Source organism: Kineococcus rubinsiae (assembly GCF_011839805.1).
In the GTDB taxonomy this organism is placed as follows: Bacteria; Actinomycetota; Actinomycetes; order Actinomycetales; family Kineococcaceae; genus Kineococcus; species Kineococcus rubinsiae.
Window position 1 is genome coordinate 60,789 of the sequence record NZ_VWPY01000008.1, and the last position, 12,725, is coordinate 73,513.

Annotated in this window: 10 protein-coding genes; 5 read left to right on the forward strand and 5 right to left on the reverse strand. The window is 74.7% G+C overall.

All coding sequences use genetic code 11. From position 1 onward, the window contains the following. The first annotated feature begins 3 nt into the window (after positions 1–3). The 5 genes from F1544_RS06975 (at position 4) to F1544_RS06995 (ending at position 5,649) form a co-directional block, all read left to right on the forward strand. Positions 4–369, forward strand: a complete 366-nt coding sequence (locus tag F1544_RS06975) for a tautomerase family protein (RefSeq protein ID WP_167583638.1) — start codon at positions 4–6, stop codon at positions 367–369. Positions 370–401: 32 nt separating this feature from the next. Beyond that, on the forward strand, positions 402–1,280 hold the full coding sequence (locus F1544_RS06980; protein WP_167583640.1) for a TolB family protein: 879 nt from the start codon (positions 402–404) through the stop codon (positions 1,278–1,280). Between the two features lie 3 nt (positions 1,281–1,283). Beyond that, positions 1,284–2,333, forward strand: coding sequence for an NAD-dependent epimerase/dehydratase family protein (locus F1544_RS06985; protein ID WP_167583642.1), 1,050 nt, complete (start codon positions 1,284–1,286; stop codon positions 2,331–2,333). Between the two features lie 25 nt (positions 2,334–2,358). Beyond that, positions 2,359–3,741 (forward strand): GH1 family beta-glucosidase, encoded by a 1,383-nt coding sequence (locus F1544_RS06990; RefSeq protein WP_167583643.1) that lies wholly within the window; start codon positions 2,359–2,361, stop codon positions 3,739–3,741. A 102-nt stretch (positions 3,742–3,843) separates the two neighbouring features. Continuing rightward, entirely contained in the window at positions 3,844–5,649 is a 1,806-nt protein-coding gene (locus F1544_RS06995; protein WP_167583645.1) for a SpoIIE family protein phosphatase, read from the forward strand. 40 nt (positions 5,650–5,689) lie between these two features. Here F1544_RS06995 and F1544_RS07000 read toward each other — a convergent pair whose 3' ends face one another. Genes F1544_RS07000 through F1544_RS07020 form a run of 5 tightly spaced genes read right to left on the reverse strand, consistent with a single transcriptional unit; the run spans position 5,690 to position 12,725 of the window. Next, entirely contained in the window at positions 5,690–6,538 is an 849-nt protein-coding gene (locus F1544_RS07000) for a metallophosphoesterase family protein (RefSeq protein WP_167583647.1), read from the reverse strand. Beyond that, on the reverse strand, positions 6,538–8,502 hold the full coding sequence (gene pknB, locus F1544_RS07005) for a Stk1 family PASTA domain-containing Ser/Thr kinase (protein ID WP_167583649.1): 1,965 nt from the start codon (positions 8,500–8,502) through the stop codon (positions 6,538–6,540). Before pknB ends, F1544_RS07000 begins: the two co-directional genes overlap by 1 nt. Next, positions 8,495–9,949: a peptidoglycan D,D-transpeptidase FtsI family protein gene (locus tag F1544_RS07010; protein WP_167583651.1), complete on the reverse strand. Its 1,455-nt coding sequence runs from the start codon at positions 9,947–9,949 to the stop codon at positions 8,495–8,497. The genes pknB and F1544_RS07010 overlap by 8 nt, the downstream gene beginning before the upstream one ends. Then, positions 9,946–11,316 (reverse strand): FtsW/RodA/SpoVE family cell cycle protein, encoded by a 1,371-nt coding sequence (locus tag F1544_RS07015; protein WP_167583653.1) that lies wholly within the window; start codon positions 11,314–11,316, stop codon positions 9,946–9,948. The genes F1544_RS07010 and F1544_RS07015 overlap by 4 nt, the downstream gene beginning before the upstream one ends. Further along, a complete protein-coding gene (locus F1544_RS07020; protein WP_167583655.1) occupies positions 11,316–12,725 on the reverse strand; it encodes a protein phosphatase 2C domain-containing protein in 1,410 nt (469 codons plus the stop codon). The genes F1544_RS07015 and F1544_RS07020 overlap by 1 nt, the downstream gene beginning before the upstream one ends.

Below are 12,725 nucleotides of genomic sequence, written 5' to 3' on the forward strand. Positions count from 1 at the left end.
CTCATGCCCCACGCGCGCATCGACCTCCACCGGGTCCACGCCCCCCGCCTGCCCGAGTTCAGCCAGGCGATCCTCCAGGGCATGGTCGAGGGGTTCGACATGCCGGCCGACGACTTCTTCCAGAAGTTCACGCTGCACGACGAGGGCGAGCTGTTCTACTCGCCGACGTTCCCGTCGCAGCAGCGCACCGACATCATCTTCATCGAGCTCACCGCCGGGGTCGGCTACACCGACGAGCAGAAGCAGGCGGCCTTCGCCGCCATCGCCGACGGGTTCGCGGCGCTCGGCGTCAAGCGGGACAACATCCTGTGCGTGATCCTCGAGGTGCACGGGGCCGCCTGGTACGCGGCCGAGAGCACCCCGGCCTGATCCGCGCACGACCGATCCGAAGGAACCCGACCATGGCGAACTTCCGCGTGCTCGCGCCCCGGCAGACCGCGCGCGTCCACATCCACGACGCCGTCACCGGTGAGGACGTCCTCGTCCACGAGAGCCGCGACGTGCTGCTCGAGGCCCCCAACTGGGCCGCCTCGGGCGATGCGCTGCTGCTCAACGGCGACGGCGTCCTGTGGTCGCTGGACCCGGTGCCCGGCGCCGTGCCGGTGCGCGTCGAGCACGAGGCGCTGCCCGAGATCAACAACGACCACGTGCTCGACCCCGACGGGAAGCACCTCTACCTGTCGGCGGCGGACGGGCACATCTACCGGGCCCCCACGTCCGGGGGAGCGGCGACCCGCGTGACGCGCGACGACGGCGTCTGGCACTTCCTGCACGGCGTCTCGCCCGACGGGGACCGGCTCGCGTACGTGCGGATGGCGTCGTTCGAGGAGCCGGGCCGGCTCGCCGTGATCGCCGCGACCGGCGGCGAGACGACCCTGGTCGACACGGGGGAGGGCCACGTCGACGGCCCGGAGTGGTCCCCGGACGGTCGCTGGCTCTACTTCAACACCGAGCGCTGGGCGGGGGAGCCGGGGCAGGCGCAGCTCGCCCGAGTGCCGGACGGCGGCGGTGAGGTCGAGCGCCTCGTGACCAGCGGCACGGTCGACTGGTTCCCGCACCTCTCGCCCGACGGCGCCACGGCGGTCTACATCGAGTTCCCCGCCGGCACCCTGGGGCACCCGGCGGACAAGGAGGTCGCGCTCGTCGTGGTCGACACCGCCGACTGGTCGACGCCGCGGGAGCGGATCCTCCTCCCCGGCGGTCAGGGGACGATCAACGTCAACAGCTGGGCGCCCGACTCCCGCCGGTTCGCCTACGTCTCCTACCCCACGGAGGGCTGAGCGGTGCTGCAGCACGACGACGCCGGCCTGTCCGTCCTCTTCCTGGGCGGCACGGGCACCATCAGCGCCTCCTGCGTCCGGCTCTCCGTCGAGAGCGGCCTGCGGGTCGCGGTGCTCAACCGCGGGACCGACCGCAAGCAGCGCCCGCTGCCGGACGGGGTGGAGAGGATCACGGGCGACGTCACGGACGAGGCGTCGCTCACCGCCGCGCTCGAGGGGCGCACGTTCGACGCGGTCGTGGACTTCCTCGCCTTCGACGAGACGGCCGCCGACCGGGCGGTCCGGGTGCTCGGCCCGCACACGCGGCAGTACGTGGGGATCTCGTCGGCCTCGGTGTACGGAAAGCCGGTGCTGCAGACGCCGATCACCGAGTCGACGCCCACGCACAACCGCTTCCTCGCCTACGCGCGGGCCAAGCTGCGGTTCGAGGCCGGCCTGCGGGACGCCTACGAGCAGCAGGGCTTCCCGATGACGATCGTGCGCCCGTCGCACACCTACGACGACGCGAACCCGCCGCTGCCGGGGGACTGGACGGTCGTCGACCGGATCGCGCGCGGGGAGGAGATCCCCGTGCACGGGGACGGGACCTCGCTGTGGACCCTCACGCACGCCGAGGACTTCGCCGTCGGTCTCGTCGGGCTGCTCGGCAACCCGCGGGCGATCGGTGAGACGTTCCACATCACCGGTGACGACGTGCACACGTGGGACCAGATCTACACGACCATCGCCGAGGTGCTCGGCGTCGCGCCCCGGCTGGTCCACGTGCCGAGCGAGCTCTACCCGGTCGTCGCGCCCGACTGGTTCTGGTCCGACCTGTTCGTCGGAGACCTGTCGCACAGCGCGGTCTTCGACAACACGAAGATCAAGCGGTTCGTGCCGGCGTTCGGGCAGCGGCTCACCTTCCACCGCGCGGTGCGCCGGATGCTGGCGTGGCGGACGGCGAACCCCGGGGCGACCGCGCCCGATCCGGCCACCGAGGCCCTGCTCGAACGCTTCGTGAGCGCCTACCACGCAGGCCGGTCGGCCTTCGAGGCGCACGCACCCGCGGGCTGAGCGGGTCGCGGGAGGAGGGGGACCGATGACGGAGCTGAGCAGGAGCGACTTCCCGGCGGACTTCACCTGGGGCACGGCGACCGCCGCCTACCAGGTGGAGGGGGCGACCACCGAGGGCGGCCGCGGACCGAGCGTCTGGGACACCTTCGCCCGCACCCCGGGGGCGATCGCCGACGGCACGACGGGCGAGCCGGCCGACGACCACTACCACCGCTACCTCGAGGACGTCGGCCTGATGGCGGACCTCGGGGTGAACGCCTACCGGTTCTCGATCTCCTGGTCGCGGATCCAGCCGGACGGCACGGGGGCCGTCAACCCGGAGGGGATCGCCTTCTACCGGCGGCTCGCGGAAGCCCTGGTGGCCCAGGGCATCACGCCCTGGGCGACCCTCTACCACTGGGACCTGCCCCAGGCGCTCGAGGACCGCGGCGGGTGGCTGGACCGCGGCACGGCCGAGGCCTTCGCGGAGTACGCGCGCCTCGTCGTCGGCGAGCTCGGCGACGTCGTGAAGCACTGGACCACCCTCAACGAGCCGTGGTGCTCGGCGTTCCTCGGCTACGCGAGCGGCGAGCACGCCCCCGGCCGCCACGTCGGGACGCAGGCCGCGCGCGCCGCGCACCACCTGCTGCTCGCGCACGGCAGGGCCGTCCCCCTGATCCGGGCCGCCGCGGACGACCTGCAGGTCGGCATCACGCTGAACCTCTACTCGGTGCGGACGGCCAGCGACAGCCCGGCGGACGTCGACGCGGCGCGCCGCATCGACGGCCTGCAGAACCGGTTCTTCCTCGACCCGGTCCTCGCGGGCTCCTACCCGGTCGACGTGCTGCGCGACCTCGGCGAACAGGCGTGGTTCGCCGAGCACGCGCAGGGCGACCTCGCCACCATCGGGGTGGACGTCGACTTCCTCGGCGTCAACTACTACAGCCGGCACACCACCGCGGCGGGCACCGCGTCCGGGGCGCCGAGCGCCAACCCCGGCAGCGAGTTCGTCCAGATGGTCGACACCGGCGCACCCAGGACGCGGATGGGCTGGGAGGTCCACCCCGACGGGCTCGTCGACGTGCTCGAGATGGCCGCGGCCCGGCGCCCGGGCCTGCCGCTGCTCGTGACCGAGAACGGTGCGGCCTACGACGACGAGCTGACCGCCGACGGCGTCCACGACGAGGAGCGGCGCGCCTACCTCGAGCAGCACCTCGCCGCGTGCCGGGACGCGCTCGGGCGGGGAGTCCCGCTGCGGGGGTACTTCCTCTGGTCGCTGATGGACAACTTCGAGTGGGCCTGGGGGTACACCCGGCGCTTCGGCGTCGTGCACGTGGACTACGCGACGCAGCGCCGCACGATCAAGGACAGCGGACGGTGGCTGCAGGCCTTCCTGAGCGCCGGTGGGCGGGGCGCCCGATCGGCGTGAGCGGTCGGGACGAAGGGCCGTGTCACTACTCGTAGCCATGTCATGCTGTGCGTGACCACCCGTCTGTCGCGCGGGAGGAGCCGCGCCACCGACGGAGGGCCCGTGACGCACGCACCCCGCACGCTCGTGCCCGGGTCGCTGGTCGACGGCTGGCTCGTCGTCGACGCCCTGCCCACGGCCTACCTGGTGATGACGCCCGACCTGCGCATCCTGCACGCGAACCCCGCCTACCTCGCGATGCTCGGGCGGAGGCTGGCGGACATCGCCGGCCGGCCCGTCTTCGAGGCGTTCCCGCCGTCGCCGCTCACCCTGGCGCCCGACGGCACCAACCCCCTCGAGACCTCCTTCCGCCGCGCTCTCGGCACCGGCCGTCCCGACGCGCTGCCGCTGCAGCAGTACGACGTGCGGGACGACAGCACGGGTGAGGTGGTCGAGCGGTTCTGGTCCGTCGTCACCGCCCCGGTGGCCGACGCCGAGGGCCGCACCGTCCTGCTCGTCGAGCGGGTCGAGGACGTCACCGACTTCGTGCGCGAGCGGGAGGGCCTGCTCGCCGGTGCGGACCGGGGGCAGGGCTGGCAGGACCGGGCGCAGCGGGTCGAGGCCGAGCTCTTCCTGCGCGCGCAAGAGCTGCAGGCCGCGCAGGCCGCCCGCGACCTGGCGGCGCGGCGGGTCGCGAGCCTGGCCGAGGTCGCCCTCGCCCTGACGACGGCGGAGAGCATCGACGACCTGGAGCGCATCGTCGTGGGCCGCGCGCCGGCGGTCCTGGGCTCCGACGGCGGCGCCGTCGTCACGGTCGCCGAGGGCGGCGGCTGGCGGCTCTCCATCAGCGAGGTCCTCGGCCCGCACGTCCAGGTCGCCTACGGCCACCTCCCGCACGACAGCCCCCTGCCGGCGGTGCACGCGGCCCGCACGGGGGAGCGGGTGCTGCTGCCGACGGTCGGGAGCGGGCTGGCCTTCCTCCCGCTCATGGCGACCGTCTACGCCGACACCCGCCGCCGCGCCTGGGCCTTCGTCCCCCTCACCGTGCAGGACGAGCACCTCGGCAGCCTCGCGGTGTCCTGGCGCGACGAGCACGCCTTCACCGACGACGAGCTCGACCTCCTCGACGGCTTCGCGGCGCAGCTCGCCCAGACCCTCAAGCGGCTGCAGGTCGCCGCCGCCCAGCGGGCGGCCGCGGCCGCGGTACAGGAGTTCTCCGAGGCGCTGCAGCGCAGCCTGCTCACCCGGCCCGCCCTGGGCGACGACCTCGACGTCGCGGTGCGCTACCGGCCCGCCGCGCGGGGCGCCAGCGTCGGCGGCGACTGGTACGACGCCTTCGTGACCGCGGGCGGCGCCACGCTCTTCGCGGTCGGGGACATCACGGGGCACGACCGGGCGGCGGCCGCCGCCATGGGGCAGGTCCGGAGCCTGCTGCGCGGCATCGCCTACGACAGCGACGACCCGCCCGCGGACCTGCTCAACCGCCTCGACGCCGCGATGGTCGGCCTGGAGCTCGACGCCCTGGCCACCGCGGTCGTCGCCCGCCTCGAGGTCGGCGAGCGCGACGGCGTGACCCGGCGCTGCCTGCGCTGGGCCAACGCCGGGCACCCCCCGCCGCTGCTCGCCCGGCCCGACGGCAGCGTCGAGGTGCTGCAGGGCACCCCCGACCTGCTGCTGGGCCACGACCCGCAGGCCTCGCGCCGCGACCACCTCGTCGCGCTGGCTCCCGGCTGCTCCGTGGTCCTCTACACCGACGGCCTCGTGGAGCGCCGCGACGAGGACCTGGACGTGGGCATCGCGCGGCTCGTCGCCGTCGTGGCCCGGCACGCGGGCGACTCCGCGGAGGACCTCAGCGACGCCGTGCTCGCCGAGACGGACTCCGTCGACGGTGAGGACGACACCGCGGTGCTCGTCCTGCGGCTGCGCTGACCGCCCTCAGGGGCCGACCGCCTTCAGGGGCTGACCGCCTTCAGGAGCTGGGCACGCCGGCGTCGCGCGCGATGCGCCCGACGACGTCGGGGGTCAGGACGAACAGCTCCTCGCCGTCGCCCGGGCCGGGCACGGTGAGGACGGTCGTGCGCACGCCGTCCGGACCCAGCTCGACGAGGCAGGCGCCGCTGCCGCGCACGGCCCGCTCCTGCCCGGCCGCCACCAGGACGTCGTTGCGGTTGGCCACGCCCGGCGCCACCACGACGACGACGCCGTCGACGGTGGCGACGAACGGGTGGTGGTAGTGCCCGGACAGGACGGCGCGGACGTCGGTGCCGCGCAGCACGTCCAGCAGGGCCCCGGGGTCCTGCAGGCGCAGCGCGTCGTGCAGGACCGTCGGCGCCGGCAGCGGCGGGTGGTGCACCACGACGACCGTGCCGCGCGGCGCGGGCTCCGCGAGCACCTCGCGCAGCCGCTCGAGCTGCTCCGGGCCCAGCTCGCCGTACCCGGCGCCCGGCACGGAGGAGTCGAGGACGGCGAAGCGCAGGCCGTCGACGTCGTGCACGCCGTCCAGCGGCCCTTCGGCCGGCGAGGCCAGCAGGACCTCCGCGAAGGGCAGCCGCTGGTCGTGGTTGCCCGCGGCCCAGACGACGGCGGCCCCGTGCTCGACGGCGAAGCCCTCCACGAGCTCCTGCGCGCTGAGGTAGGACTCGGCGCTGCCGTCGTCGGACACGTCACCCGAGACGACCACCGCGTCGAGCGGGCCGACTCCGGCGAGCCCTGCCAGGACGTGCCGCAGGGTCGCGGTGGTGTCGACGAGGCCTTGGTGCAGCCCCCCGTCGGCCAGCAGGTGCGTGTCGGACAGGTGCAGGACGCGGGCGTCCGCCATCAGCCGTCGCCCTTCCCGCCGCCGTTCCCGTTCCCGTTGCCGTTGCCGTTCCCCTTGCCGTTCCCGTTGCCGTTCCCGGGGGCGCCGGCCGCGGCGGTGCTGGTGGGCGAGTCGGTCGGGTCGGGCGAGGACGCCGACGGGCTGGCGGTGGGGCTGGACGTCGGCGAGCTCGTGCTCGGCGACGGCGTCGACGGGGGCGCGGAGGCCACCACGAGGTCCACCTCGCTGCCGACGTCGACCGTGGAACCCTCGGTGACGCTCTGGCTCAGGACCTGCCCGGGCGAGGCGTCCGAGGACTCCCGGGTGTCGATGTTCACCTGAAGGCCGAGCGCGTTCAGCTGCGCGCGGGCCGCGTCGCGGGCCTGCCCGACGAGCTCGGGCACGGTCACCTGACCGCTGGCGACGAAGAGCTTGACCGGCGTGCCGGGCGCGACGGACGCGTCGGCCCCGGGGTCGGTGCGGACCACGCTGCCCTTGTCGGCCTTCGGGTCCTCGTCGGTCGTCTCGACGCTGCCCACCGTGAGCCCGGCCTGCGCGAGCTGCTCGCGGGCCTGGTCCTGGGTGCTGCCGGCGAGGCCGGGGACGGTCACCGCCGACGGGCCGCTGGAGACCGTCAGCGCGACGGCGGAGCCGAGCACCGCCGAGGTGCCGGCCGCCGGGTCCGAGGACACGACGGTCCCCGCGGGCTGGTCGTCGCTGGGCGCCTGGACCACGGTCGAGGTGAGCCCCGCGTCGGTCAGCGCGGTCTCCGCGGCCTCCTGCGTCTGGCCGACCACCTCGGGCACCGGCGTGGCCGTCGGGGACGGCGTCGAGGTCGGCGTCCCCCCGCCCCCGGTCTGGGACAGCGCGTACGCGACGCCGCCCACGCCGAGCAGCAGCACGAGCACGAGCAGGACCCACGGCCAGCGGCGGCGGCGCTCCTCCTCGAGGGGGTCGTCGTCGCCCACGCGGGGCAGCGCGCCCGTCGCGGTGGCGGCCAGCGGGGCGGCCACGGTCGGCACCACGCGGGTCGCGTCGGCCGCCGCGGGCGCGGGCGTCGGCAGCGCACCGACGGTGGCGCCGCGCAGGGGACGGCCCTCGACGGCCCGGCGCAGGTCGTCGGCGAAGTCCGCGGCCGACTGGTAGCGGTGCTCGCGGTCCTTGGACAGGGCCATCAGCACGACGTGGTCGACGGCCGGGGGGATGCCGGGCTCCAGCGCGCTCGGCGGGCGCGGCTGCTCGCTGACGTGCTGGTAGGCCACGGCGACCGGCGCGTCGCCCACGAAGGGCGGGCGTCCGGTGAGGACCTCGTAGAGCAGGCAGCCCGCGGAGTAGAGGTCGCTGCGGGCGTCGACCTGCTCCCCCCGCGCCTGCTCGGGGGAGAGGTACTGCGCGGTGCCCATGACGGCGGAGGTCTGGGTCAGGGTCGCCGAGGAGTCCGACACGGCCCGGGCGATGCCGAAGTCCATGACCTTGACCTCGCCCGCGGGCGTGATCATGACGTTGGCGGGCTTGATGTCGCGGTGGACGATGCCCATCCGGTGGCTGTACTCCAGCGCCGCGAGCACGCCCTCGGTGATCTTCAGGGACTCGCTCAGCGCCAGGGGGTGGTCGGTCTTGAGCATGTCGCGCAGCGTCCGGCCCTCGACGTACTCCATGACGATGTACGGCAGGTCGACGCTGCCGCCGCCCGGCTGCGGCGACGGGTCCGCGCCCGTGTCGTAGACGGCCACGATCGAGGAGTGGTTCAGCGACGCCGCGGACTGGGCCTCGCGGCGGAAGCGCGCCTGGAAGGACGGGTCGCGCGCCAGGTCGGCGCGCAGCAGCTTCACGGCCACGGTCCGCCCGAGCCGGGTGTCCCGGGCCACGTGCACCTCGGCCATGCCTCCCCGCCCGAGGAGGCTGCCCACCTCGTAGCGGCCTCCGAGCAGCCGCCGGGCTCCCGCCTCACCGGTCCCCGCGTAACCACCGTCTGCGTCAACCACCGAGCGCCGCCTCCATCACTTGCTTGGCCACCGGGGCGGCGAGCCGTCCCCCGTAGGCGCTGTCCACCGTGCCACCGTCCTCGATCACGACCGCGACCGCGACCGCGCGGTCGCCCTTCGTCGCGAAGGACGTGAACCACGCGTACGGGGGGAGCCCCGCGCCGTGCTGCGCGGTCCCCGTCTTGCCCGCCACCTCGACCCCGTCGATCTGGGCCCGCGTGCCGGTCCCCCGGGCGACGACGGCCTTCATCATGTCGGTCAGCGTCGAGGCCGTGCTCGCGCTGACCGCCCGCCCGATCTCCTGCGGCGCCGGGGTCTCGATGACCGACAGGTCGTCGCCGGCCCGCACGTCGCGGACGAGGTTGGGCTTCATGAGGACGCCACCGTTGGCGATGGCCGCGGAGAACATCGCCACCTGCAGCGGCGTGACCCGCACGTCGAACTGGCCGATCGCGGACTGCGCGGTCTGCGGCTCGTTCGGGTCGGCCGGGAAGGTGCTGGGGGTCACGCGCATGGGGACGGACAGGTCCTGGCCGAAGCCGAACTTCTCGGCCTGGCTGCGCAGCGCGTCCGCGCCGAGCTTCATGCCCAGCGAGGCGAAGGCCGTGTTGCAGGAGATGCGCAGCGCGTCGATCAGGGAGACCTGGTCGTTCGGCCCGCAGGCGGTCCCCTCGTCGTTGCCGAGGGTCGCCGAGGTCTGCGGCAGGTCGAGCTCGGCGGGGCCGTCCAGCAGCGTGGACTCCTCGTAGTTCCCGGTCTCCAGGGCCGCGGCGGCCGTGACGAGCTTGAACGTCGACCCCGGCGGGTACAGGTCGCCGGCGATGGCCCGGTTGGTCAGCGGGTCGTCGTCGTCGGCGAGCAGCGCGTTCCACTGCTGCTGCACGGCCTTGGTGTCGTGGCTCGCGAGCGCGTTCGGGTCGTAGCTGGGGCTGCTCACCATGGCCAGCACGTCCCCGGTCGCCGGGTCCAGCGCGACGACGGCGCCCTTGCGGCCGTCGAGCGCGTCGTAGGCGGCCTGCTGCGCGGCCGGGTCGAGCGTGAGGTCGACCGAGGCGCCGCGGGGCTTCTCGCCCGTGAGGAGGTCCGAGAGCTGGCGGTAGAACAGCCGGTCCGAGGTGCCCGCCAGGACGTCGTTCTCCGAGCGCTCCAGCATCGAGGTGCCGTAGCGGATCGAGTAGTAGCCGGTCACGGGCGCGTAGACGGGGCCCGCGGCGTACTGGCGCTGGAAGGCGTACGGGTCGTCGACGGGGCTGCTGGACGCCACGGCCTGACCGGCCACGATGAGCGAGCCGCGGTCGCGGCCCAGCTCGGCGTAGAGCTGGCGGCTGTTGCCGGGGCGGGCGTTCAGCGAGTCGGCCTGGAAGTACTGGATCCACGTCGTCGACGCGAAGAGCGCCACGAAGAGGACGGCGACCACGGCGGAGAGCCGGCGCAGGGGGCGGTTCACGGGATCCGCACCGCCTGCGTGACCCCGGTGTCGCCCGGGCCGTTGCGGACCTCGGGCGCGGGGCGCCGGGCGAGGTCGGAGATGCGCAGCAGCAGGCCCACGACGATCCAGTTGGACACGAGCGAGGAGCCGCCCGCGGCCAGGAACGGCATGGTCAGGCCGGTCAGCGGGATGATCCGGGTGACCCCGCCGACGACCACGAAGACCTGCAGCGTGACGGAGAACGCGAGGCCGGCGGCGAGGAGCTTGCCGAAGCCGTCGCGCACCGCGATCGCCGTGCGCAGGCCGCGCTCGACGAGCACGCCGTAGAGGAGCAGGACGGCGAAGAGGCCGACGAGGCCGAGCTCCTCGCCGATCGAGGAGTAGATGAAGTCGGAGTTCGCGAACGGCACGATGTCGGGGCGCCCGCGGTCCAGGCCGGTGCCCAGCAGGCCGCCGTTGGCCATGCCGTACAGGCCCTGCACCAGCTGGTAGCTCTGGTCGGCGTTGTCCGGGGCGAAGGGGTGCAGCCAGATGGCCACGCGCTCCTGGACGTGGGAGAAGGTCGTCGCGGCCAGCACCGCGCCCGCGACGAACAGCAGCAGGCCGAGGACGATCCAGCTGACCCGCTCGGTCGCGACGTAGAGCACGGCCACGAACAGGCCGAAGAAGAGCAGGGACGTCCCGAGGTCGCGCTGCAGCACGAGGACCCCGACGCTCGCGAGCCAGGCCACGAGGATCGGGCCGAGGTCGCGGGCCCGCGGCAGCCGCAGGAACAGGAGCTTCGGGCCGGTCAGCGACAGCGCGTCGCGGTGCACGACGAGGTAGCCGGCGAAGAACACCGCCAGGACGATCTTCGCGAGCTCGCCCGGCTGGAAGGACAGCGGGCCGATCCCGATCCAGATGCGCGCGCCGTTGATGGTCCGCCCGATCCCGGGCAGCAGCGGCAGCAGGAGCAGCACGAGACCGGCGACCATGGCCGTGAACGTGTAGCGGCGCAGCACCCGGTGGTCGCGCAGCAGCCACAGCACGGCGCCGGCCGCGACGACCCCGATGGCCGTCCACAGCAGCTGCCGCGGGGCCTGGTCGGTGCGCGAGGAGGACAGGTCCAGGCGGTGGATGACCACCAGGCCCAGGCCGTTGAGCAGCGTCGCGACCGGCAGCAGGACCGGGTCGGCGTAGGCCGCCTTCCAGCGCAGCACCAGGTGCAGCAGCACCGCGAGGCCCGCCAGCCCGCCGCCGTACAGCGCGAGGCCCGGGGGCAGCCTCCCGTCCTCGGTCAGGCCCACCACGGCCCACGCGCCCGTGGCGACCACGACGGCCATCACGAGCAGCGCCAGCTCGGTGTTGCGCCGCGTCGCCGGGTACACCGGCGTCACGGTGGCCATCAGCCGATCCCCGCGCAGGCCGCGGCGCGCTGGGCGGCGTCGGGCGACGTCGTCGGGCTCGCCGCCGCGGGGGTGGACGGGGTGGGGCTCGGCAGCGGGACCTCCGTCGTGGGGGCGGCGCCGGGCGCCGGCGTCGTGGGGGCTGGGGTGCTGGGGGCTGATGTGCTGGGAACGGGGGTGGGCGCGGCCGCGACGGCCCGGCACTGCGCGGCCAGGTCGCCCAGGCGCACCACCGTCGCCTCCGCCCCGGCGCGGTCGGTGGCGCTGATGCGGTCCTCGACGCGCTGCTGCCACGCCTGCGGCAGGTCGGCCACCGCCACGGTGGTCCGCTCCAGCACCGTCGACGTCCCGAGCGGCCCGATGTCCTGCGTCAGCCCGCGGTACAGGGCGACGCGGCCGTCGTCGGCCCCGACGAAGTACTGCTGCCGGCTCCACGACCACACGCCGTAGCCGCCGGCGAGCAGGAGCAGGACGAGGACGAGCGGGCCGGCGACCCAGCGCAGCCGGGTGCGGCGGCGCTCACGGGCGGTGGGGCCCGGCTGGTCGTCCTCCTCGTCGTCGGAGCCGGGGGCGCGCAGCTCGCGCGCCCGCGCGGCGGGGGTCCCGGCGGCGACGGAGCGGGTGGGGCGGTGGAACGCGGCCGCGCCCACGACCTGCGGGGTCGTCGAGGGCGGGGTGCCGCCGCCGAGCTCGACGACATCGGCGACGACGCACGAGACGTTGTCGGGCCCGCCGCCGCGCAGGGCCAGCTCGACCAGGCGCTCGCAGGTGGCGTCCGGCGGGTCGCCCGCGCCCAGCGCCTCGGCGAGGGTGTCGTGGCTGACGACGCCGGACAGGCCGTCGGAGCACAGCAGGAAGCGGTCGCCCGGGCGGGCCTCGCGGACGGAGACGTCGGCGGTGTCCTGCCGCTCACCCGTCAGCACGCGCATGATCACCGAGCGCTGCGGGTGGTGCTCGGCCTCCTCGGGCGTGAGCTTGCCCTCGTCGATGAGGCTCTGCACGTAGCTGTGGTCCCGCGTGAGCTGGGTCAGGACGCCCTCGCGCAGCAGGTAGCCGCGGGAGTCGCCGATGTGCGCCAGGACCAGCCGGGACCCGGCCCGCAGGATCGCGGTCACCGTGGTGCCCATGCCCGAGAGCTCCGGCTCGACGCCCACGCGGCGGCGCAGCTGCGCGTTCGCGGCGTCCAGCGCGGCCGACAGGTGCTCGGCGGCGTCGTCGCTGCCGTGCGACTCCCCGTCCAGGACCGACAGCTCCCCGACGGCCAGCGAGCTCGCGACGTCACCGCCGGCGTGCCCGCCCATGCCGTCGGCGATGACGAGCAGGTGCGGGCCCGCGTAGCCGGAGTCCTGGTTGCTGGAGCGCACGAGGCCGACGTCGGAGCGGGCGGCGTAGCGCAGGGCGATGGCCAC